This is a genomic window from Microbacterium sp. NPDC080220, from assembly GCF_040686395.1.
Classification (GTDB): Bacteria; Actinomycetota; Actinomycetes; order Actinomycetales; family Microbacteriaceae; genus Microbacterium; species Microbacterium gawkjiense.
This window is the reverse complement of record NZ_JBFBOP010000001.1, coordinates 456497-477507: the sequence shown is the minus strand read 5'-3', so window position 1 is coordinate 477507 and position 21011 is coordinate 456497. Positions and strand designations below refer to the sequence as shown.

Annotated in this window: 17 protein-coding genes and 2 pseudogenes; 13 read left to right on the top strand and 6 right to left on the bottom strand. The window is 72.8% G+C overall.

The genetic code is table 11. The features are described from left to right. Positions 1–3: 3 nt before the first annotated feature. Together AB0P29_RS02550 and AB0P29_RS02545 are read right to left on the bottom strand one after the other, a co-directional pair. Positions 4–1116 carry an FHA domain-containing protein gene (locus tag AB0P29_RS02550; protein ID WP_363378200.1) on the bottom strand — a complete coding sequence of 371 codons (1113 nt, stop codon included), beginning with the start codon at positions 1114–1116 and terminating at the stop codon, positions 4–6. A 26-nt stretch (positions 1117–1142) separates the two neighbouring features. Next, positions 1143–2747 carry a phospholipid carrier-dependent glycosyltransferase gene (locus AB0P29_RS02545; RefSeq protein WP_363378198.1) on the bottom strand — a complete coding sequence of 535 codons (1605 nt, stop codon included), beginning with the start codon at positions 2745–2747 and terminating at the stop codon, positions 1143–1145. Between the two features lie 23 nt (positions 2748–2770). Between AB0P29_RS02545 and rsmI the strand changes: the two genes are divergently transcribed. After that, on the top strand, positions 2771–3601 hold the full coding sequence (gene rsmI, locus AB0P29_RS02540; RefSeq protein WP_253035953.1) for a 16S rRNA (cytidine(1402)-2'-O)-methyltransferase: 831 nt from the start codon (positions 2771–2773) through the stop codon (positions 3599–3601). Here rsmI and AB0P29_RS02535 read toward each other — a convergent pair. Next, a pseudogene (locus AB0P29_RS02535) lies at positions 3591–4220 on the bottom strand (ABC transporter permease subunit); the annotation flags it as partial. The gene rsmI and the pseudogene AB0P29_RS02535 sit on opposite strands and share 11 nt — an antisense overlap. Beyond that, positions 4220–5641: pseudogene (locus AB0P29_RS02530) on the bottom strand (beta-galactosidase); the annotation flags it as partial. The pseudogenes AB0P29_RS02530 and AB0P29_RS02535, both read right to left, overlap by 1 nt. Positions 5642–5826: 185 nt before the next feature. Between AB0P29_RS02530 and AB0P29_RS02525 the strand changes: the two are divergent. From AB0P29_RS02525 to AB0P29_RS02515, 3 genes are read left to right on the top strand one after another with little or no spacing between them, the layout of a single operon-like run. Next, the gene (locus AB0P29_RS02525) at positions 5827–6840 is read left to right on the top strand and encodes a LacI family DNA-binding transcriptional regulator (RefSeq protein WP_253035948.1); all 1014 of its coding nucleotides are present in this window, start codon (positions 5827–5829) and stop codon (positions 6838–6840) included. 51 nt (positions 6841–6891) lie between these two features. After that, complete coding sequence (metG, locus tag AB0P29_RS02520; protein ID WP_363378196.1) at positions 6892–8460, top strand: methionine--tRNA ligase; 1569 nt, start codon at positions 6892–6894, stop codon at positions 8458–8460. Continuing rightward, complete coding sequence (locus tag AB0P29_RS02515; protein ID WP_359917211.1) at positions 8457–9341, top strand: TatD family hydrolase; 885 nt, start codon at positions 8457–8459, stop codon at positions 9339–9341. The genes metG and AB0P29_RS02515 overlap by 4 nt, the downstream gene beginning before the upstream one ends. Here AB0P29_RS02515 and AB0P29_RS02510 read toward each other — a convergent pair. Both AB0P29_RS02510 and AB0P29_RS02505 read right to left on the bottom strand, forming a co-directional pair. After that, positions 9320–10333: a LacI family DNA-binding transcriptional regulator gene (locus AB0P29_RS02510; RefSeq protein ID WP_359917214.1), complete on the bottom strand. Its 1014-nt coding sequence runs from the start codon at positions 10331–10333 to the stop codon at positions 9320–9322. The two genes, AB0P29_RS02515 and AB0P29_RS02510, sit on opposite strands and share 22 nt — an antisense overlap. Next, positions 10330–11601, bottom strand: a complete 1272-nt coding sequence (locus AB0P29_RS02505) for a glutamyl-tRNA reductase (protein ID WP_363378193.1) — start codon at positions 11599–11601, stop codon at positions 10330–10332. The genes AB0P29_RS02510 and AB0P29_RS02505 overlap by 4 nt, the downstream gene beginning before the upstream one ends. A 62-nt stretch (positions 11602–11663) precedes the next feature. On the opposite strand from AB0P29_RS02505, the gene hemE reads away from it, so the two are divergent. From hemE to rsmA, 9 genes are read left to right on the top strand one after another with little or no spacing between them, the layout of a single operon-like run. Next, complete coding sequence (hemE, locus tag AB0P29_RS02500; RefSeq protein WP_363378534.1) at positions 11664–12782, top strand: uroporphyrinogen decarboxylase; 1119 nt, start codon at positions 11664–11666, stop codon at positions 12780–12782. Further along, positions 12779–14167 carry an FAD-dependent oxidoreductase gene (locus AB0P29_RS02495; RefSeq protein WP_363378191.1) on the top strand — a complete coding sequence of 463 codons (1389 nt, stop codon included), beginning with the start codon at positions 12779–12781 and terminating at the stop codon, positions 14165–14167. Before hemE ends, AB0P29_RS02495 begins: the two co-directional genes overlap by 4 nt. Beyond that, positions 14157–14840, top strand: coding sequence for a hydrogen peroxide-dependent heme synthase (gene hemQ, locus AB0P29_RS02490; protein WP_359917222.1), 684 nt, complete (start codon positions 14157–14159; stop codon positions 14838–14840). The genes AB0P29_RS02495 and hemQ overlap by 11 nt, the downstream gene beginning before the upstream one ends. Then, positions 14837–16075 carry a ferrochelatase gene (locus AB0P29_RS02485; protein ID WP_363378189.1) on the top strand — a complete coding sequence of 413 codons (1239 nt, stop codon included), beginning with the start codon at positions 14837–14839 and terminating at the stop codon, positions 16073–16075. Before hemQ ends, AB0P29_RS02485 begins: the two co-directional genes overlap by 4 nt. After that, entirely contained in the window at positions 16072–16989 is a 918-nt protein-coding gene (hemC, locus tag AB0P29_RS02480; protein WP_363378187.1) for a hydroxymethylbilane synthase, read from the top strand. Before AB0P29_RS02485 ends, hemC begins: the two co-directional genes overlap by 4 nt. Then, positions 16986–17759, top strand: a complete 774-nt coding sequence (locus AB0P29_RS02475) for a uroporphyrinogen-III synthase (RefSeq protein ID WP_363378185.1) — start codon at positions 16986–16988, stop codon at positions 17757–17759. The genes hemC and AB0P29_RS02475 overlap by 4 nt, the downstream gene beginning before the upstream one ends. After that, positions 17756–18751: a porphobilinogen synthase gene (hemB, locus tag AB0P29_RS02470; RefSeq protein ID WP_359917233.1), complete on the top strand. Its 996-nt coding sequence runs from the start codon at positions 17756–17758 to the stop codon at positions 18749–18751. The genes AB0P29_RS02475 and hemB overlap by 4 nt, the downstream gene beginning before the upstream one ends. Continuing rightward, on the top strand, positions 18748–20052 hold the full coding sequence (gene hemL / locus AB0P29_RS02465; RefSeq protein WP_363378183.1) for a glutamate-1-semialdehyde 2,1-aminomutase: 1305 nt from the start codon (positions 18748–18750) through the stop codon (positions 20050–20052). Before hemB ends, hemL begins: the two co-directional genes overlap by 4 nt. Positions 20053–20085: 33 nt before the next feature. Beyond that, positions 20086–20925, top strand: a complete 840-nt coding sequence (gene rsmA / locus AB0P29_RS02460) for a 16S rRNA (adenine(1518)-N(6)/adenine(1519)-N(6))-dimethyltransferase RsmA (protein ID WP_363378181.1) — start codon at positions 20086–20088, stop codon at positions 20923–20925. The last annotated feature ends 86 nt before the right edge of the window (positions 20926–21011 follow it).

The following is a 21011-nucleotide window of genomic DNA, read 5'->3' as shown; positions in this document are numbered from 1 at the left end:
GCGTCATCCCGCCGTCAGCGGTCCGGCGGTGTCGAACACGGCCGTCACGCCGTCACCCAGGTCGAGTTCGGTCCCGAGCGGCACCCGCGACGCCGCCCCGCCGCGCAGGAGCGCCGCAGCGCCCGTCGGCGGCCGGACGATCGTGCCGTTCGTCGAGTCCAGGTCGCGCACCACGAGCGTGTCGCCGTCCAGGACCGCTTCGAGGTGCGTCCCCGAGATCTCCTTACGCGGCGAGGGTACCGGTTCGATCCGGGCACCCGGGTGGCGTGCGGGTCGCGGGCTGCGGCCGAGCACGACGGGACGGTCGAGCGGCACGCTGCGCCCTCCCGGCAGTCGCAGCGCGTACGCCGTCGCAGCGGATCCGCGTCGCGACCCGAACAGCGTCCGGTCGTCGGGCGCGTCGGCGACGGCGGCCGGCCGCTCGTCCTCGCGGAGGAAGTCGGGGAGCTCCAACTCCTCGTCGTCGTCGAACGGACGCGCGAACAGGCTGCGGTCGACCGAGATCGTCTGCAGGACGTCGATCTCCTCGCCGCGCGCGGGTGCGGCGTGGGGGGCGGGCGCGGCGGGGTCGACGGTCGGGATCGCGACCGTCACGGGCGCCGCCGTCCCACGGGGCGCCTCGCCCGCGGCGGCCGGGGTCACGTCGGCATCGGGCTCGCGCCCGGCGGGGAAGGGGCGTCCCCACGACAGCTCGTCGGCGCGCGTGACGCCGAGACCCAGGGGCAGCAGGTCGCCGCCGGTGCGTCCGGATCCGAGCGCCAGACGGATGCCGACGGCCCCCGCCAGCGCCGTCTCGATCCACGTGCGCGCATCGGCGCCCGAGACGCGCGTGCGGTCGGAGGTCTCGACGATCGCGGCACCGCGCACGGCGACGCGCACCGCATCCGCGCCGTCGTCGGGGAACTCCGCGACGGCGAAGTCGGGCAGGTCGTGGATGCCGCCCGCGACGAGCACGCTCAGCACGTCCTCGAGGACGGCGGTGTCGGCGGCGGCGGCGTTCCACAGCCGGGCGATGACGCCCTCGGCGACACCGGAACCGAGCAGGATCGCGAAGCGGTCGCCCGCGATGGCGTACCCCGCCTCGGCGGCGAGCGTCGGGGTGGGGTAGCGGAACACGCACCCAGCCTACTGACGGGTGGTGCTCAGACCCATCCCGGCAACCAGTTGTGCACCCAGTAGAACTCGTACGGGATGCGCATCGCCGACCACAGCGGGTACCAGAACGCCGAGACCGCGACGATGACGCCGAGAATGACGAGCACCGTGCGGCGCCCGACCGCCCGCCGGTCGGGGTCGGCCTGCGGCGATCCGGCGATCTCCCGCAGCGCGAAGGCGAGCGCGAGGATCAGGAAGGGGAGGATCAGCACCGTGTAGAACTGGAAGATCGTCCGGCTCGGGTAGAACAGCCACGGCACGTACGTCGCGGCGACGGCGACGAGGACGATCCCCGCGCGCCAGTCGCGCGTGCGGACGCCGTGCACGGCGAGCCACAGCACGGCGAGCACCCCGAGCCACCACAGCAGCGGGTTCGGCATCGAGTAGAGGATCTCGATGCAGCCGCGTGCACTCGCGCACCCGGCGACGCCGTCGGCCGTGCTGTTCGCGTACATCGACGTCGGCCGCAGCAGCAGGGGCCACTGCCACGCCGGACTCGCGTAGGGGTGCGACGAGGTGATCTCCGCCGTCGCCGTGTAGATCGTCTGGTGGTAGTGCCAGAGGTTCTGCAGCGGCAGCGGCACCCACGACCAGAACCCACGGGCCGGGTTCGCGTCGACGGCGTGCCGCTCGTAGCCGCCGTCGGTCGTGAGCCACGTGGTCCACGAGGCGAGGTAGACGAGGACCGCCACCGGCACGAGGATCACGAAGGCCGCGGCTCCCTGCCGCACGGCATCCGCCGGCCAGAAGTGGATGCCGAGCCGTCGCCGCGCGAGCGCGTCGCTCACGACGACGTAGAGTCCGAGCGCCGCCAGCACCCACGCGCCCGACCACTTGACGCCGCACGCCGCGCCGCCGGCGATCCCCGCGGCGAACAGCCACGGCCGCCCCCACCGCACGGCGCCCCACCACGCGGCCCGGCCCGCGGCATCCCGTCGTCGCATCGCCTCGGCGAGCCGGTCGAGGTGACGCCGGCGGTCGATCAGCACGAACCAGACCGAGAGCAGCACGAAGAAGGTGAGGAGGATGTCGAGGATCGCCACCCGGCTCATCACGATCGCGAGTCCATCGATCGCCATCAGGCCGCCGGCGACCGAGCTGAAGAGCACCGAGCGGGTCAGCTGCCAGGCGATGAGGTAGAGGACGAGGACGGCGAGGGTGCCGGCCACGGCGACGGCGAACCGCCACCCGAACGACGAGGTCGGGCCGAACAGGGCCATCCCCGCCCCGATGAGGAATTTGCCGAGGGGGGGATGGACGACGAAGCTCGGCGCGTCGAGGAAGATGTCCGTCTCGCCGTCCGTGAACCGGGCGTCGGCGCCGTCAGGCCAGGTGGCCGCGTACCCGAGGTTCCACTGACTCCAGGCATCCTTCACGTAATACGTCTCGTCGAAGACGATCGCGTGCGGGTGGGCGAGGTTCCAGAAGCGCAGGATGCCGGCGAGCAGGGTGACCGCCAGCGGGGCGAGCCACGCGAGTCGGCGGCCGAGCATCACGTCGGCCGCGAGTCGCCGCCGGGCATCGTCGAGACGGACGCCGAACCTTTGCCGCGCGGGGATCGCGGGCAGGAGCGGTTCCGCGGTCGAGCTCACGGCGACCAGCCTATGCTGGGGCGGTGCTGATCCTCGCCGCGACCCCCATCGGCAACCTGGGCGACGCGACGGGGCGGCTGCGCACCGCCCTCGAGGAGGCGACCATCGTCGCCGCCGAGGACACCCGGACGACGCAGCGCCTGCTGCAGGCGCTCGGGATCGCCAACCGCCCCCGCCTGGTGGCCCTGCACGACCACAACGAGAAGCAGCGCGCCGCGGAACTCGTCGCGCTCGCCGCCGACGAGGACGTCCTGCTGCTCAGCGACGCCGGCATGCCGACGGTCAGCGACCCCGGGTACGCGGTCGTGGCCGCGGCGGTCGAGCAGGGCGTCGATGTGACGGCCCTCCCCGGTCCCAGCGCGGTCATCACGGCGCTCGCCCTCGCAGGGCTGCCGACCGACCGGTTCACGTTCGAGGGGTTCGCTCCGCGCAAGACGGGGGAGCGGCGCACGGTCTTCGGCGCGCTCGCCTCCGAGGCCCGCACGATGGTCTTCTTCGAGGCGCCGTCCCGCCTGGCCGACACGCTCGCCGCGATGGCGGAGGCGTTCGGCGCGGACCGTCGCGCCGCCGTCTGCCGCGAGCTGACGAAGCTGCACGAGGAGGTCGTGCGAGGCCCGCTCGGCGAGCTGGCGGAGTGGGCCGCCGCCGGCGTCCGCGGCGAGATCGTCGTCGTCGTCGAGGGGGCGAGCGTCCGCGCGGTCAGCGAGGACGACGCACTCGCCCAGGTGCAGGCGCTCGTGGCCTCCGGCATCCGGTTGAAGGATGCCGCCGGCGAGGTCTCGCGCGAGACGGGACTTCCCTCGCGAGACCTCTACCGGGCCGCGGTCGCGGCGAAGAAGCCGCTCAGCCCTTGACGGACCCGGCGGTCAGCCCGCCGACGATGTAGCGCTGCAGCGACAGGAACAGGGCGAGCACCGGCACCGAGGCGAGGATCGCCCCCGCGGCGAACAGTCCCCAGTTGCTGGCGAGCTGGTTCGACACCCACTGGAACATGCCGACGGCGAGTGTCCAGTTGTCCTCCGAGACGAGCACGATCTTCGCGATGATGTAGTCGCCGAACGCCGCGATGAAGGCGAGGAGCCCCACGACCGCGAGGATCGGAGTCACCAGCGGCATGATGAGGCGCCAGAAGATCTGCGCGTGCGTCGCGCCGTCGATCTTCGCCGACTCGTCGATCTCCATCGGGATCGTGTTGAAGAACCCGTACATGAGGAACGTGTTCACGCCCAGCGCGCCGCCGAGGTAGACGCAGATGAGGGAGAGCTTGGAGTTGAGCCCGAGCACCGGGAACACCTCGCCGAGGGTCAGCAGCATGAGGAAGATCGCGACGAACGCGAGCGCCTGCGGGAACATCTGCACGATGAGCAGCGCCGTCAGGCTCACCCGCCGCCCCGCGAAGCGGAACCGCGAGAACGCGTACGCCGCCGCCGCGCCCATGAGGACGGCTCCCGCCGCGGACGCGCCGCCCACTAGGCGGTGAGGTTCGCGGCATCCGCGGCGGTCAACAGGTACTGCGAGGGCACGACGACCAGGCGGTAGCGCGAGAGGTCGTGACCGGGGAGGGCGAAATCGACCGTGAGGTCGTCGCGCCACAGCCGCTCGTAGAAGGCCCGGATGCGTTCGTCGTGGCTGACGTCCTCGGACGGTCGCCACTCGAGGTCCTGCGCCCAGAACGACTCGAAGTCCCAGAGGACCGCGACGTCGGCCTCGACCCGCGCCCCCTGCACCTCGGCGAGACGCCCCAGCTTCGCGCCGAGGTCGACGACCTCGCGGAAGACGCGGGACTCGACGCCGGCGTGGGGGAGCATCGCGGAGTGGAACTTCTCGGCGCCCGAACGTCCGGCGCGCCATTGGAAGAAGAGGATGCCGTCGGCCCCCCGGCCGAAATGGCTCAGCGAGTTGCGGGCCATCTCGCCGGGACGCTTCGCGACGTTCCGCGGCTGCCAGTTGACGGCCGACGTCGAGTGCTCCATGAGGATCCAGGGCTTCCCGCCCCCGACCGAGCGGGACAGGTCCGCGGCGATCGCGAGTCCGATCTCGCCCTCCTCATCGGCGGCCCACAGGTAGTGGTCGTCCGAGACGATGTCGACCTCGTCGGCCCAGGCCCAGAGGTCGACGCCGTGGTGCTGGTTGGCCATGAAGTTCGTCGTGATGGGCTGCGCCGCGTGCCGGCGGATCGCGTCCCTCTCGATGCGGAAGCACTCGCGCAGCATCGCGTCGGTGTAGCGGGCCCAGTCGAGCTTCTGCGCCGGGTTGATCGTCGAGGGTGCGGTGGCGGGGGCGCCGACGTGGTCCCACTCCTCGTAGTGCTGACCCCAGAAGGCGGTGCCCCAGGCGGCGTTGAGCCCGGCGATCGTGCCGTACTTCTCCTGCAGCCACCGCCGCCAGGTGCGGACGGCGTGCGGGGAGAAGTCCTCGCCCACGGGGACGCCGTACTCGTTGTGGATGTGCCACAGGACGACGGCCGGGTGGTCGCCGTACCGCTCGGCGAGGGTGCCGGCGATGCGGGCGATCGCGGCGCGGTACTCGGGAGCGGAGTGCGAGACCATGCCGCGGGCCCCGAAGCCGAGCGGGACGCCGTCCTTCGTAACGGCGCGGGCGTCCGGGTACTGCGCGAAGAACCAGGCCGGTGGAGAGGCGGTGGGGGTGCCGAGGTCGACGGCGATGCCGTTCGCGTGGAGCAGGGCGATGACGTCGTCGAGCCACCCGAGGTCGAACTCGCCCTCGCGGATCTCGAGAAGCCCCCACGAGAAGATCCCGATGCTGACGAGGTTCACGCCCGCCTCGCGCATGAGGCGCACGTCCTCGTCCCAGACCTCGCGCGGCCACTGCTCTGGGTTGTAGTCACCGCCGTAGGCGATGCCCTCCAGTCGCGGCCAGGCGGGGCTCGTCATGCTCGGGTGCCATCCTCATCGATCGGGCGTGTCACGGCACGGCCTCCAGGGGTTGGGGCTGGGACCGGTAACAGGTTCGTTTGGAGTCTATGCGGCCGTCGCGGGCGACCCCGGCCCCGTTACCGAACTGTGACTGGTCCCAGGTCGCGACGGAGCGGGCGCCCCTCCAGGTATAGAGTCGGCGCGTGGTCCTCCCCTCCGAGCGCAGACGTCCCACCATCCGCGACGTCGCCGAGGTCGCCGGTGTCTCGCACGGCACCGTCTCCCGGGTCATCAACGGCGGCCGATGGGTCTCGGAGGCCTCGCGCATCGCGGTCGAGGCGGCGATCCAGGCGACGGGCTACACCGTCAGTCACGCCGCCCGCGCGCTCGCGACGGGCCGGGCGAACTCCGTCGCGTTCCTCCTGACCGAGCCTCAGCACCTCCTGTTCGCCGACCCCACCTTCGCCCTGCTGCTGCGCGGAGCGACCGAGGCGCTCGCCGCCCGCGACATGACGCTCGTGCTCCTCATCGCCGAGCACCCCTCGCAGTACGCGAACATCGAGCGCTACGTCCGCGCCGGTCACGTCGACGGCGTCCTGCTCATCTCCTCGCACGAGTCCAACCCGCTGCTGGCCGCCCTCACGAGCGCGGGCGTGCCCACCGTCTGCTCCGGCGTGCCCCTCGGCGACCGTGCGCACGTCCCGACCGTCTCGGTCGACGAGGAGGCCTCCGCGCGGGCGATGACCCGGCACCTGCTCGACCGCGGGTACGAGCGGATCGCGATCATCACCGGCCCCGACGACACCCCCGGCGGACGCTATCGCCTCGTCGGGTTCCGCGACGAGATGGGGGAGCGGTTCGACTCCGCGCTCGTCGAGCAGGACGCGTACTCCAGCGACGCCGGGGAGGCCGCCATGACGCGTCTGCTCCAGCGCGCCCCCGACATCGACGCGGTCTTCGCGGCATCCGACGTCATGGCCGTCGGCGCGATCGCCGCCCTGCGCAAGGCGGGCCGGCGTGTCCCCGACGACGTCGCGGTCGCGGGCTTCGACGACTCGGGGCTCGCGGCGACCACCGATCCGCCCCTCACGACGATGCGCCAGCCGTGGACGGAGATCTCGCGCCGGATGGTCGAGGTGCTGCTCGAGGTCATCGACGGCGGCGCGGGGGAGTCGATCGTCCTCCCGACGACCCTCGTGCCCCGCGCCAGCGCCTGAGCGCCCGTCATGATCGGCGGAGGCCCGCCGTGTCGCCCGTAGAATCTCCAGGTGACTTCCGGCGGCTCCTTCTACATCACCACCCCCATCTACTACCCGAGCGATCTGCCCCACATCGGGCACGGGTACACGTCGGTGGCGGTGGACACCCTCGCGCGCTGGCACCGGCAGGCAGGCGATGACACCTGGATGCTGACGGGCACCGACGAGCACGGGCAGAAGATGCTCCGCGCCGCGACGGCCAACGGGGTGACCCCCCAGGAGTGGGTCGACAAGCTCGTCGAGGAGTCGTGGTTCCCGCTGCTGAAGACCCTCGACGTCGCCAACGACGACTTCATCCGCACGACGCAGCCGCGCCACGAGGAGCGCGTCAAGAAATTCGTGCAGGCCCTCTACGACAGCGGCTACATCTACGCGGGCGAGTACGAGGCGCTGTACTGCGTCGGCTGCGAGGAGTTCAAGCCCGAGGCCGAGATCGTCGACGGCACGGGTCCCTTCGAGGGCCTCAAGGTGTGCGCCATCCACTCGAAGCCGTTGGAGCTGCTGCAGGAGAAGAACTACTTCTTCAAGCTCAGCGAGTTCCAGGACCGGCTGCTCGAGCTGTACCGGAGCCGGCCCGACTTCGTGCGTCCCGATTCCGCCCGCAACGAGGTCGTCTCGTTCGTGCGGTCGGGGCTGAAGGACCTCTCCATCTCGCGGTCCGCGTTCGACTGGGGCATCCGGGTGCCGTGGGACGAGTCGCACGTCATCTACGTGTGGGTCGACGCGCTCCTGAACTACGCGACGGCCGTCGGCTACGGCGACGACCCGGCGGAGTTCGAGCGGCGGTGGCCGGCTTACCACGTGGTCGGCAAGGACATCCTCCGCTTCCACGCCGTCATCTGGCCCGCCATGCTGATGGCCGCCGGTCTCGAGGTGCCGAAGGGCATCTTCGCCCATGGCTGGCTGCTCGTCGGCGGCGAGAAGATGTCGAAGTCGAAGCTCACCGGCATCGCGCCGACCGAGATCACCGACGTCTTCGGTTCCGACGCATACCGGTTCTACTTCCTCTCCGCGATCGCGTTCGGACAGGACGGCTCGTTCTCGTGGGAGGACCTGTCGGCGCGCTACCAGGCCGAGCTCGCCAACGGTTTCGGCAACCTCGCCTCGCGCACGATCGCGATGATCGGGCGCTATTTCGACGGCGTCGTGCCCACTCCGGGTGAGCCGACCGAGCTGGACCTCCGGGTGCAGCGGACGGTGGCGGATGCCGCGACCGCCGCCGATGCCGCGATGACCGCCTTCCGCCCCGACGAGGCGATCTCGGCCATCTGGACGATCGTCGACGAGCTCAACGGCTACATCACCGAGAACGAGCCCTGGGCGCTCGCGAAGGACGACGCGAACCGGGAGCGGCTCTCGACGGTGCTCTACACGGCCGCCGAGGGACTGCGCGCGCTCGCCGTGCTGCTCTCGCCGGTCATGCCGCAGTCGACGGCGACCCTCTGGGGCGCGCTCGGCGCTCCGGGCGAGCTGACGGCGCAGCCGCTGCGCGAGGCGGGCACGTGGGGGCAGCTGCCGGCGGGTACCCGCGTCGGCACGCTCGCGCCGCTGTTCCCGCGCGTCGAACAGAGCGCATGACGGACGACCCGAGCACCTACGTCCGCCAGCGCGAGCAGTCCGCGCGCGACGTTCGATGGCCGGATGCGCCGGAGCCCCTCCCGGTCGCCGTCTACGACAACCACGCGCACCTCGAGATCGAGGACGGCGACGAGCCGCGCGGCCTGGACGAGCAGCTCGCCCGCGCCGCGGAGGTCGGCGTCGTGGGCGTCGTGCAGGCGGGGGGCGACATCGAGTCCTCGCGCTGGTCGGCGTGGGCCGCGGCATCCCACCCCGCGGTGCTGGCCGCCGTCGCGATCCACCCGAACGAGGCGCCGGCGTACGCGGCCGCCGGGCGGCTGGACGAGGCGATCGCCGTCATCGACGAGCTCGCCGCGCAGCCGCGCGTGCGGGCGGTCGGCGAGACGGGTCTCGACTTCTTCCGGACCGACGAGGACGGGATCCCCGCCCAGGTCGCGAGCTTCGAGGCGCACATCGACATCGCGAAGCGGCACGGGATCGCGATGCAGATCCACGATCGCGACGCGCACGAGGCCGTCCTCGAGACCCTCGAGCGGGTCGGCGCGCCGGAGCGCACCGTCTTCCACTGCTTCTCGGGCGATGCCGACATGGCCCGGTACTGCGCCGACCGCGGCTACTGGCTGAGCTTCGCCGGGAACGTCACGTTCAAGAACGCGCAGAACCTGCGGGACGCTCTCGCCGTGACCCCGCGCGAGCGGATCCTCGTCGAGACGGATGCGCCCTTCCTCACCCCGACACCGCACCGCGGCCGCCCCAACGCCCCGTACCTCGTGCCGGTGACGGTGCGGTTCCTGGCCGCCGGCCTCGGTATGCCCCTCGAGGAACTGTGCGCACAGCTCGCGCAGAACACGCTCGAGGTCTACGGCGCCTTCACGGACTGAGGCAGCGCGACGGCCATCGGCGGGCGCGTCGTCGACCCCGGCACGAGTTCCCACGGCAGGTCGACCACCCGCGGGCCGTCATCGAGCAGAGCGCCGGGGAGCGTGTCGAACATCGCCTGGGCCGCGAGGTCGGGACGGATGCAGACGTGCGTCACGCCGAGGCGGCGGTTGACGGCGCAGTCGGTGGAGCAGAGCGCGACGAGCTGGACGTCGCGGGGGATGACGAGGCGCATCTCCTCGAGCTGCAGGTAGACGTCGGGCCCGTCCTCGGCTCCGGCGAAGATCGCGTCCGCACCGTCGGCGAGGACGTCGGTGATGAGGCGCGGCAGCGTGCGCCGCGAGGCGTCGACGGCGCGCACCAGCGGCTCGCGGCCGCGGACCGAACACCAGATCTCGTACGCAGCGCGTCCGATCTCGTCGCGGGGGGCGCCGCCGTCCTCGGTGAGGAAGGCGATGCGGCGGGCGCCGGCGCGTTCGAGTTCGTCGAGTCCCGCCCGGACGGCAACGTCGTACCCCGTGCGGATGCTGAGTCCGCGCGATCCGTCGACGAACTGGTCGTCCGCGACGATCGGGATGCCGCGTGCGATGGCCGCGAGCAGGAGTTCCCGGTTGCCGCGCGCATCGGGCACATAGAGCGCGTCGAGCGTCGTGCCGGCGATGAGGTCGGGGGTCGAGTCGGGGAGGACGGTCACGGTGAAACCGTGGGCCGCGGAGGCCCGGACGAGCGAGGTCAGCTTGCGCGCGCGCTGGAGCTCGCCGCGCCGGTCGTCGTCGGGGTCGTCGCCCATGACGAACCCGACCGTCATCGTCCGGCCGCTGCGCAGCGCCGCGGCGTGGCGGTTGGGGACGTAACCGAGTTCGGCGGCGATGGCCTTGATGCGTTCCCGCGTCTCGGGTCGCATGCTGCCGCGATCGTTGAGCGCCTGGCTGATGGCCGCCGTCGACACGCCTGCGGCGCGCGCGATGTCCTTCAGCGTGACGCTCGCGCTCACGGCTGCTCGCCCTCGTCCGGTGAGGCGCCCTCGCGCGACCCGGGCAGCACGGTGCGGACCGCCTCGGCCCACTCGGGACCGGCGCCCGAGGAGGCGAGCGTGTGGCCGCGTGCGATGAGCTGGTGCAGCAGCACGCCCGAGAAGTGGCGGAGCGCCGTCTCGACCTCGGCCGAGTCGCCGCGCCGTCGTGCGCGGGTGAGTTCCTCGTCCAGCACGCCGTGCACGAACCGGCGGAGGTCGACGACCGAGGGGGACACCTCGTGCACGCGCCGGGCGGCGGCGTGCCGCTTGGCGGCGGCCTGGACGATCTCGCGCGCCTGGCCGACGGTCTCGGCCTCGTCGACGGGGGCGTGCAGTCGGATGGTCTCGAGGTCGAGGAGTTCGACGCTGGGCAGCAGCGCCACCTCGGGGTCGACGTTGCGGGGCAGGCCCAGGTCGATGATCACCTGCGCGCGGGTGCTCCCGGCGCGGGCGGTCGCGTGAGAGAAGGCGTCGAGGGCGAAGGTGTCGGTCGTCGCCGTGCAGGTGACGACGATGTCGGCGGCTGCGGCCTCGGCGGCGTAATCGTCGACGCCGACGTGGACGAGGTGCTCGCGATTGGCGAACTTCTGGCGCCCCGACCGCGAGTGCACGCGGATGTCGGTGGCCCCGACCGCTCGCAGGGCGGCGAGGGCCGCCGCGGCGTAGCGTCCCGTGCCCACGAGGAGGACGCGGGCGGTCGCCCAGTCGACGCGGGGGCTCACGAGGTCGACAGCGAGACGGACGAGCGAACGCCCGGACTCACCGAGCCGCGTCGTGTTCTTGACGGCGCGGGAGGTCTCGGTGGCGCGCTGGAAGAGGTGCTCGAGCGGCGCGGTCGTCAGGCCGCGGCCGCGCGCGGCCTCGAGGGCGCGTCGCACCTGCCCGGCGATCTCGTCCTCGCCGACGGCGACGGAGTCGAGTCCCGACGCGACCGTGAAGAGGTGGTGGGCGACCTGGTTGCCGTGGGCGAAGTCGACGTTCTCGCGGAGGGACCGGTAGTCCATGTCGGCGGCGCCGGCGATCGCCTCCATCGCGGCATCCATCGCGGGGACGGGGGAGGCGAGGTCGGGTTCCTCGGCGAGGTCGAAGTACGCCTCGAACCGGTTGCAGGTCGCGAGCACGACCGCCCCGCGGACCGACTCGTGGACCGCGGACAGGCGCTCGGCGAGGTCGTCTCCGACCGTCGAGAGCCGCTCGAGGGAATCGAACGGCGTGGAGCGCTGATGCGCGGTCAGGCAGACGAGCACGGTGCGGAGAACCCCCTTGGATCAGGATTAGTATATCGATTAACCGATTCGAGGAGTCCATCATTCCCGGCCTCAGCCACCCCCTCATCGCCGCGCGCACCCGCGAGTCCCGTCTCGTCCGGGCGCTGCTGGGCGATCGTCCGCAGACGACCCCCGTCTGGTTCATGCGGCAGGCGGGGCGATCCCTCCCCGAGTACCGCGCGCTCCGGTCGCAGGGATCGATGATCGACGCATGCCTCGACCCGGCGCTCGCGAGCGAGATCACGATGCAGCCGGTGCGCCGTCACGGCGTGGACGCGGCGATCTTCTTCAGCGACATCATCGTGCCGCTCGCCCTCATCGGCGTCGACGTCGAGATCGTCGCCGGTCGCGGTCCGGTCTTCTCCCAGCCGCTGCGGACGCCCGCCGACATCGCGCGCACCGTCGCGATCGACCCCGCCCTCGTCACCGAGCGCGGGGAGGTCATCGCGGATGCCGTGGGCCGCACGACCGCGATGCTCGCCGACCTGTCCGAGGAGCGCGGCGAGCCGCTGCCGCTCATCGGGTTCGCCGGCGCGCCGTTCACCCTGGCGGCCTACCTCGTCGAGGGCGGCCCGTCGAAGGACCACCTCGCCGCCCGACGCCTCATCCACGAGGACCCGGCCGCGTGGCACGACCTGACGATGTGGCTCGCCGAGGTCACCGGCCGCTTCCTCGCCCTCCAGATCGAGGCGGGCGCGAGCGCGGGGCAGTTGTTCGACTCGTGGGCGGGCGGGCTGAACCCCGACGACTACCGCGCGTCGGTGCTCCCGGCATCCGTCGCGGCGCTCTCGCGCGTCCGGGCGCTGCTGCTGCCCGAGGGCGTCGACCGGCTGCCGCTCGTGCACTTCGGGGTCGGTACGGGCGAGATCCTCGCCGACATGGCGACCCCCGACATCGATGCACTCGGCGTCGACTACCGGGTCCCGCTCGACGAGGCGCGTCGCCGCATCGGCCGCGACCTGACGATCCAGGGCAATTTCGACCCCGCACTGCTGTTCGCGCCCGAGCCGGTGCGGACGGCGGGTGTGCACCGCGTGCTCGAGGCCGGTCTCGCCGCGCGCGCACACGTGTTCAACCTCGGGCACGGCGTGCCGATGGAGGCCGACCCCGCCGCCATCTCGGCGGTGGTCCGGACGGTCCACGACTGGCGGGCGCCGTGACCGAAGCCCCCCGCCGTCACGACGTCGTCATCGTCGGCGGCGGTGTCGCCGCGCTGACCACGGCGTGGGAGCTCGCCCGCGCCGGCCGCGACGTCGTCGTGCTCGAGGCCGGCGACGCCGTCGGCGGGATGCTGCGCCGCGGGGTCGTCGCGGGAGTCGAGCTCGACCTCGGCGCGGAGTCCTTCGCGACCCGCACGACCGGCGTCGCCGACCTTGCGGCCGACGCCCGACTGGCCGTGCAGTTCGCCCCGCCCCGGCCCGCCGGGGCGCACGTCGCGTTCCGCCGGGAGATGGGGCGCGTCGGACGCGCACCGTTGCCCCGACGGGCGGTGATCGGGATGCCGGCGGACGCCACGGCGGCAGATGTCACCCGCGTCCTCGGTCGCGCCGGTGCCCGTCGTGCGGCGCAGGAGCGCGACCTCCCGCTCGATCCGCGGATTTTCGAGGAGCCCGAGCCGACGCTGGCCGAGCTCGCGACGGCCCGGTTCGGACCGGCCGTCACCGCCCGTCTGGTCGAACCCCTCTGCGCGAGCGTCTACTCGCAGAGCGCGGGAGCGGTCACCCTCTCGGCGCTGAACCCGGCCCTCTGGCAGCGATTCCGCGAGCTCGGGTCGCTGACCGCCGCCGTCGACACCCTCGCGCCGCAGGCCCGGGCGGGCTCCGCTGTGCGCGGCGTCGAAGGGGGTCTCTGGCGCCTCGCCGCCGAGCTCGAGATCGCGGCCCTCCGCGCGGGCGCCGTCATCCGCACCGGTGCGCCCGTCCGCGGGATCCGGCCGACGTCGGCGGGCGCCGAGGTCGTCCTCGACGGCGAGACGCTGACGGCGGGCGAGGTGGTCCTCGCGACCGGCCCCGTCTCCGCCGCGGGCCTGCTCGGCGTCACGGCGCCCGAGGCCGCTCCCGTCCGCCTGGTCGTCGCCGCCGTCGCGGTGGCTGCGCTCGATCGTCACCCGGTCGGGTCCGGTGTCATCGCCGCGCCCGACGTGCCCTCGGCCGCGAAGGCCCTCACCCACGTCGACGCGAAGTGGGAGTGGGCCGCGGCCGCCGTACCCGCGGGCGTCCACGTCGTCCGGCTGTCCGCTCGGGATGCCGGCGCCGGCGGGCTCGACACCCCCGCCGAGGTCGCGGCGGCTGTCCGCACCCTCACGGGCGTCGCTGTCAACCCCGCTGACGTACAGGAGGTCGTGCCGGTCTCCTGGTCGGATGCGGTTGTGACGCCGGAGGTGCAGGCCGCCGTCCGCACCGCCGCCGATTCGCGCGGCATCCGTCTGATCGGGGCGGTCGCCGCCGGCACCGGCCTCGCCTCGGTTATCCCTCACGCTCGCGCCCTCGCGGCGGAGTTGCTGTCCCACCCCACCCCCTCCGAAGGAGTACGTCATGTCCGCTGACGATGTGTCAGCCCCCGGCCTCGGCTACACGCTCTTCGCGATCCTCGCCGGCCCCCGTCCGCGCGCCGCCGCCTCCACGGCGGACATCGACACGCTGCGAGCGGTCGTCGACGCGTTGCCCGCCGCCGAGGTGACCCTCCGCGGGTTCTACGACGTCACCGGGATGCGCGCCGAGGCCGACCTCATGGTGTGGCTGCACGGCGAGGACCCGGCCGCCCTCCAGAAGGCCCTCCGCGAACTCCGCCGCACCCCCGTGCTCGCGGCCTTCACGAACGTGTGGAGCGCGATGGGCGTGCACCGCGAGGCCGAGTTCAACAAGCGGCACGTCCCCGGCTACCTGCGCGGCGAGCACCCCCGCGGCTGGCTCTGCGTGTACCCGTTCGTCCGCAGCTACGAGTGGTACCTGCTGCCCGAGGACGAGCGCTCGCGCATGCTCGCCGAGCACGGCCGCAAGGGCGCCGCCTTCCGCGACGTCGTGGCGAACACCGTGTCGACGTTCGGCCTGAGCGACTACGAGTGGCTGCTGCCGCTCGAGAGCGACGACCCGATCAGCCTCGTCGACATGATGCGCGAGCTGCGGGCGACCGACGCACGGCGTCACGTGCGCGAGGAGGTGCCGTTCTACACCGGGCGGCGCGTGGAGATCGACGAACTGGCGGAGGTGCTCTCGTGAGCGCGGAAAACATCGGGTCCCCGGGCGCGGAGTTCCGTCCGAAGCCCACCCGCGCATCGGGAGTGGTCGTCGCCGACGGCTGCGTCATCCCGAACGCGACCGAGGGCACGTGCGCCGGTGAGCCCCACGCCACCGTCCCCGTCGCCTACGACGGCATCCTCCTCCTCGGCTTCGGCGGTCCCGAAGGCCAGGACGACGTGATCCCGTTCCTGCGGAACGTCACGGCGGGTCGCGGCATCCCCGACGAACGCCTCGAGGAGGTCGCGCACCACTACCGCCACTTCGGCGGGGTGTCGCCCATCAACGAGCACAACCGCGAGCTGAAGGCCGCCCTCGACGCCGAGCTCTCCGCACGGGGACTCGACCTGCCGGTTTACTGGGGCAACCGCAATTGGATGCCGTACGTCACCGACGCGATCGACGCGGCCGTCGCGGACGGCCGGCGGAAGCTCCTGGCGATCGCGACGAGCGCGTACAGCTCGTACTCGTCGTGCCGGCAGTACCGCGAGGACCTCGCGGACGCCGTCGAGGCCACCGGACACCAGACCGACATCCAGATCGACAAGGTGCGCCAGTTCTTCGATCACCCCGGGTTCGTCGCGCCCTTCGTCGACGGCATCCGTGCGGGCATCGCCGAACTCGCCGAGCGCGGGATCACCGACCTCGAGAACGAGGTGGAGATCCTGTTCTCGACCCACTCCATCCCCACCTCCGACGCCGACCGCTCCGGCCCGCCCGAGCGCGGCTTCGGCCCCGGCGGCGCGTTCGTCGCGCAGCACCTCGCGGTCGGCGAGGAGATCATCTCGCGGCTCGGGTTCCCGGGCGCGTGGCAGCTCGTCTTCCAGAGCCGGTCCGGCCCGCCGCAGGTGCCGTGGCTCGAGCCCGACATCAACGACGCGATGCAGGAGCTGCCGGGCCGTGGCCGCAAGGCCGTGCTCATCGTGCCGCTCGGGTTCGTGAGCGACCACATGGAGGTCATGTGGGACCTCGACACCGAGGCGATGGAGACGGCGGAGGAGCTCGGACTCGTCGCGGTCCGCACCGCGACCCCCAGCACCCACCCCGACTACGTCGCGGGTCTCGTCGACCTCGTCGAGGAGCGCCTGAAGGGCACCCCCGCCGCGGAGCGCCCCGCCGTCACCGACCTCGGTCCCTGGTACGACGTGTGCCGTCCGGGATGCTGCGAGAACAAGCGACTCGGCTTCCAGCCCGCGCTGTCGGGTATGGCGCCGTGAGCGCCCCCCTGCGCCTCGGCACCCGCGCGAGCCTGCTGGCGACGACCCAGTCGCAGCATGTGGCGGATGCCGTGGCCGCGGCATCCGGGCGGGACGTCGAACTCGTGCCCATCACCAGTGAGGGCGACGTCCTCACCGGGCCGCTCGCCCAGATGGGCGGCACCGGCGTGTTCGCGACGGCGCTGCGGGACGCGCTCCTGCGGGACGAGTGCGACTTCCTCGTGCACTCGATGAAGGACCTGCCGACCGCGCCGTACCCCGGCATCGTCGTGGGCGCCGTCCCCGTACGGGCATCCCAGCGCGACATCCTCCACTCGCGCGACGGCGTGGCCCTCGATGAGCTCCCCGCCGGCGCGCGCGTCGGCACGGGGTCGCCGCGTCGTGTCGCCCAGGTGCGGGCACGCCGCCCCGACCTCGTGGTCGAGGGCATCCGCGGCAACGTCGACAGCCGGCTCCGCAAGGTCGCCGACGGGCAGTACGACGCGATCGTGCTCGCCGAGGCGGGGCTCCGTCGCATCGGTCGCGACAGCGCCATCACCCAGGTGCTCGACTGGCCGACCTCGGCCGCCCAGGGGGCGCTCGCCGTCGAGATCCGCGACGGCGACAGCGTCGTGGCGGACGCCGTCGGCCGTATCGAGCACGCCGACACCGCTCTGGCCGCCCACCTTGAACGCGCCGTGCTGCGCCGTCTCGAGGCGGGGTGCGCCGCGCCCGTCGCGATCGACGCGGAGCGCCACGGCGACGTCGTGACGCTCGTCGCGCACGTCTACGCCGAGGACGGTTCGCGGTCGGTCGCCGCCTCGCGCCGCCTCGATCCGCACGTCGACGTCGACGCGGCCGCGGCGGACGTGGTCGCCGAACTCCTCGAGGGCGGTGCCGCCGACCTCGCCGACCTCGCGGGGACCTCCCGATGACCTCGGGAGGACTCCGCGGTACCCGCGTCCTCGTCCCCCGGGGTGGGGCCTGGGGTGACCGCGTCGCGGCCGACCTGCACGCCCGCGGCGCGGACGCCGTCATCGCACCGCTCATCTCCTCCGCCGCCCCCCGCGACACCGCCGCCCGCGACCGCGCCTTCGCCGCGCTGTCGGCGGGGGCGTACGCCTGGCTGTTCGTCACCAGCGCGGCGAGCGTCGAGCAGCTGCGGCAGCACGGGGTGAGGATCCCCGACACCACCCGGATCGCCGCCGTCGGCAGGGCCACCGCGCGCGCCCTGACCGAGGCCGGGTGGGAGGTCGACTTCGTCCCCGCCGGGGCGTCCTCGGCCGCGGCCCTCGCCGCCCAGTGGTGCGCCGACCGGGATCCCGCCGCGACCGGGCGTTCGCTCGTCGTGCGCAGCGACCTCGCTCAGGCCGTCGTCAGCGACGAGCTCGAGGTGCGCGGCTTCGCCGTCGACGTCTGCATCGCCTACCGGACCGTCGGCGTCGACCTCGAACCGCAGGTCGCGGACGCGCTCCGCTCCGGCGGCGTCGACGTCGTGCTGCTCACCTCGCTGAGCGTCGGCAGGGAGCTGCGCCGCCAGGTCGGGCGGCTCCCGGCATCCACCCTCGTCGCCTCGATCGGACCGGGGACGTCGCGGGACGCGGCCGTCCTCGGATTCACGGTCGGGTACACCGCACAGACCCAGAGCATCGACGCGCTGATCGCCGAGCTCGACGCCCACCTCCCCGTCAAGGAGTCGTCATGACCTCGTTCCCCACCCGTCGCCTGCGCCGTCTGCGCGGCACGCCGGCGCTGCGCCGCATCGCCGCCGAGCACCACCTCGTGCCCTCGCAGCTCGTGCTGCCGGTCTTCGTCAAGGAGGGCATCACCGAGGCGCAGCCGATCGCGAGCATGCCGGGGGTGTCGCAGCATCCGCTCGACGCGATCGCCGACGTCGTCGACGAGGCGGCGGCCGCAGGCCTCGGCGGCATCATGCTCTTCGGCGTCCCCGCCGTCCGCGACGCGGTCGGCAGCGGCGCCACCGATCCGGACGGGATCCTCAACCGCGCGATCGCGGTCGCCGCGCGCGCGGCCGCCGGACGCCTCACGGTGCAGGCCGACCTCTGCCTCGACGAGTTCACCGATCACGGGCACTGCGGGTTGCTGGCCGCCGACGGCTCGGTCGACAACGACGCGACCCTCGAGGTCTACGCCGAGATGGGTGTCGCGCAGGCGCGCGCCGGCGCCGACGTGCTGGGACTGTCGGGGATGATGGACGGCCAGGTGGCCGCGGTCCGCGCGGGATTGGATGCCGCGGGCTTCGCGCACGTCGCGATCCTCGCCTACTCCGCGAAGTACGCCTCCGCGTTCTACGGCCCCTTCCGTGACGCCGTCGAGTCGACGCTCCAGGGCGACCGTCGGACGTACCAGATGGACCCCGCGAACGCGCGCGAAGGTGTCGAGGAGGCGCTCGTCGACATCGCCGAGGGTGCCGACGTCGTCATGGTCAAGCCCGCCATGCCGTACCTCGACGTGCTCGCCCGGGTCTCGGACCGCTCGAACGTCCCGGTCTGGGCGTACCAGGTGTCGGGGGAGTACGCGATGATCGAGCACGCGTCCGCTGCTGGTCTCATCGACCGCGAGCGCGCCATCGGCGAGAGCCTCGTCGGCATCCGTCGCGCCGGCGCCGACGTCATCCTCACGTACTGGGCCGTCGAGGTCGCGCACTGGCTGCGCGCCGGGAAGGAACTCGCATGAGCCGCAATCAGGAGCTGTTCGACCGGGCCCGCGGAGTGATCCCCGGCGGTGTCGACTCACCGGTCCGCGCCTACGGGTCGGTCGGCGGGACGCCGCGGTTCATGGTGTCGGCGCAGGGCGCCTACGTGACGGATGCCGACGGTCGCGACTACGTCGACCTCGTCGCCAGCTGGGGGCCCGCCCTGCTGGGTCACTCGCACCCCGCCGTGATCGACGCGGTGGTGCAGGCCGCCCGGCGCGGGCTCTCGTTCGGAGCGCCGACGGCGGCCGAGACCGAGCTCGCCGAGGAGATCCGCTCTCGCGTCCCCGCCGCCGAGAAGATCCGGCTCGTCTCGACCGGGACCGAGGCGACGATGACGGCGATCCGCCTCGCCCGCGCCGCCACCGGGCGCGATCTGCTCATCAAGTTCGCCGGGCACTACCACGGGCACTCCGACGGCCTGCTCGCGCAGGCCGGCTCGGGTCTCGCGACCCTCGCCCTGCCAGGGTCCGCGGGCGTGCCTGCGCCCATCGCCGCGCAGACCCTCGTCATCGGCTACAACGACCGCGCCGCCGTCGAAGAGGTGTTCCGCGCGCACGAGGGCCGGATCGCCGCGATCATCACCGAGGCCGCCGGCGCCAACATGGGCGTCGTCCCGCCCGCGCCGGGCTTCACGGCGTTCCTCTCCGAGATCGCGCATCGGAACGGCGCGCTCCTCATCAGTGATGAGGTGCTCACCGGGTTCCGCTCGTCGCGCTCGGGGTACGCGGGCGTGCTGGAGGCGGCGGGGGAGCACGTCGTGCCCGACCTGATCGCCTTCGGCAAGGTCATCGGCGGCGGCCTCCCCGTCGCCGCGGTCGCCGGTCGCGCCGAGATCATGGACCTCCTCGCGCCCACCGGTCCCGTCTACCAGGCGGGCACGCTGTCGGGGAACCCGGTCGCCGTCGCCGCCGGCCTCGCGACCCTCACGCACGCCGACGACGCGGTGTACGGCACGCTCGACGCCGTCGCGCACACGGTCGCGGACGCGGCATCCGCTGCTCTGACGGATGCCGGGGTGCCCCACGTCGTGCAGTGGGCGGGGACGCTGTTCAGCATCTTCTTCGGCGAGTCCGTCGTGAACGGCGTGCCCGACTACGCGACGGCGACGTCGCAGGATGCCGACGCCTACGGTCGCTTCTTCCACGCGATGCTCGAGGGCGGTGTCTCGCTGCCGCCGTCGGCGTTCGAGGCGTGGTTCGTCACGGCCGCGCACGACGACGCCGCGATCGGCCGGATCGTCGAGGCGCTGCCGGCCGCCGCTCGGGCCGCGGCCGGCTGAGGGGCGGGACGGGGCGCCGGTAGGCTGGAACCCATGCCCGTCACCCTCCTCGGAGCCGCCGAGATCCGCGCCCTCGCCGCCGACCTCGACGTCACCCCGACGAAGAAGCTCGGGCAGAACTTCGTCGTCGATGCGAACACGGTGCGCAAGATCGTCACCGCCGCGCGGGTCACCTCCGCCGACCGCGTCGTCGAGGTCGGGCCGGGCCTCGGGTCGCTGACTCTCGCGATCCTCGAGACCGGCGCGCCGGTGACCGCCGTCGAGATCGACCACCGCCTCGCCGAGCGTCTGCCCGCCACCGCGGCGGCGCACGGCGTGCCCGACGGTGCGCTCACCGTCGTCGCGGAGGACGCCCTGCGCGTGAGCGAGCTCCCCGGCGACCCCGACGTCCTGGTCGCGAACCTGCCGTACAACGTGAGCGTTCCCGTGCTCCTGCACTTCATGGAGCACTTCCCGACCATTCAGCGCGGCGTCGTCATGGTGCAGGCCGAGGTCGGCGAACGCCTCGCGGCGCCCTCCGGCTCGAAGGTCTACGGCGCTCCGAGCGTCAAGGCCGCCTGGTACGGCACCTGGCGTCTCGCCGGCACCGTCTCGCGTCAGGTGTTCTGGCCCGTCCCCAACGTCGACAGCGTCCTCGTCGGATTCGAGCGCGACACCGATGCCCGCGGCACCGAGGATGAGCGACTCCGCACCTTCGCCATCGTCGACGCCGCGTTCCAGCAGCGTCGCAAGATGCTCCGCCAGGCCCTCTCCGGCGTCCTCGGCGGTTCCTCCGCGGCGGCCAGCGACGTGCTCGCGCGCGCCGGTGTGGCACCCACCGCGCGCGGCGAGGAACTCACGATCGAGGACTTCGTCCGCATCGCCCGCGCCTGAGCCGGCGGCATCCGGTCGCGAGGTCTTCGCGCGTCGTTCACCGCGCGTTCCCGAAACATGCCGGTAACATTTCGGAGCAAGGCGGG

Excerpts from the sequence above, each read along its gene's own strand:
- AB0P29_RS02515 (WP_359917211.1), top strand. The coding sequence starts at position 8,457 with ATGACGGACGACCCGAGCACCTACGTCCGCCAGCGCGAGCAGTCCGCG.
- hemQ (WP_359917222.1), top strand. The coding sequence starts at position 14,157 with ATGTCCGCTGACGATGTGTCAGCCCCCGGCCTCGGCTACACGCTCTTC.
- AB0P29_RS02475 (WP_363378185.1), top strand. The coding sequence starts at position 16,986 with ATGACCTCGGGAGGACTCCGCGGTACCCGCGTCCTCGTCCCCCGGGGT.
- hemB (WP_359917233.1), top strand. The coding sequence starts at position 17,756 with ATGACCTCGTTCCCCACCCGTCGCCTGCGCCGTCTGCGCGGCACGCCG.
- hemL (WP_363378183.1), top strand. The coding sequence starts at position 18,748 with ATGAGCCGCAATCAGGAGCTGTTCGACCGGGCCCGCGGAGTGATCCCC.
- rsmA (WP_363378181.1), top strand. The coding sequence starts at position 20,086 with ATGCCCGTCACCCTCCTCGGAGCCGCCGAGATCCGCGCCCTCGCCGCC.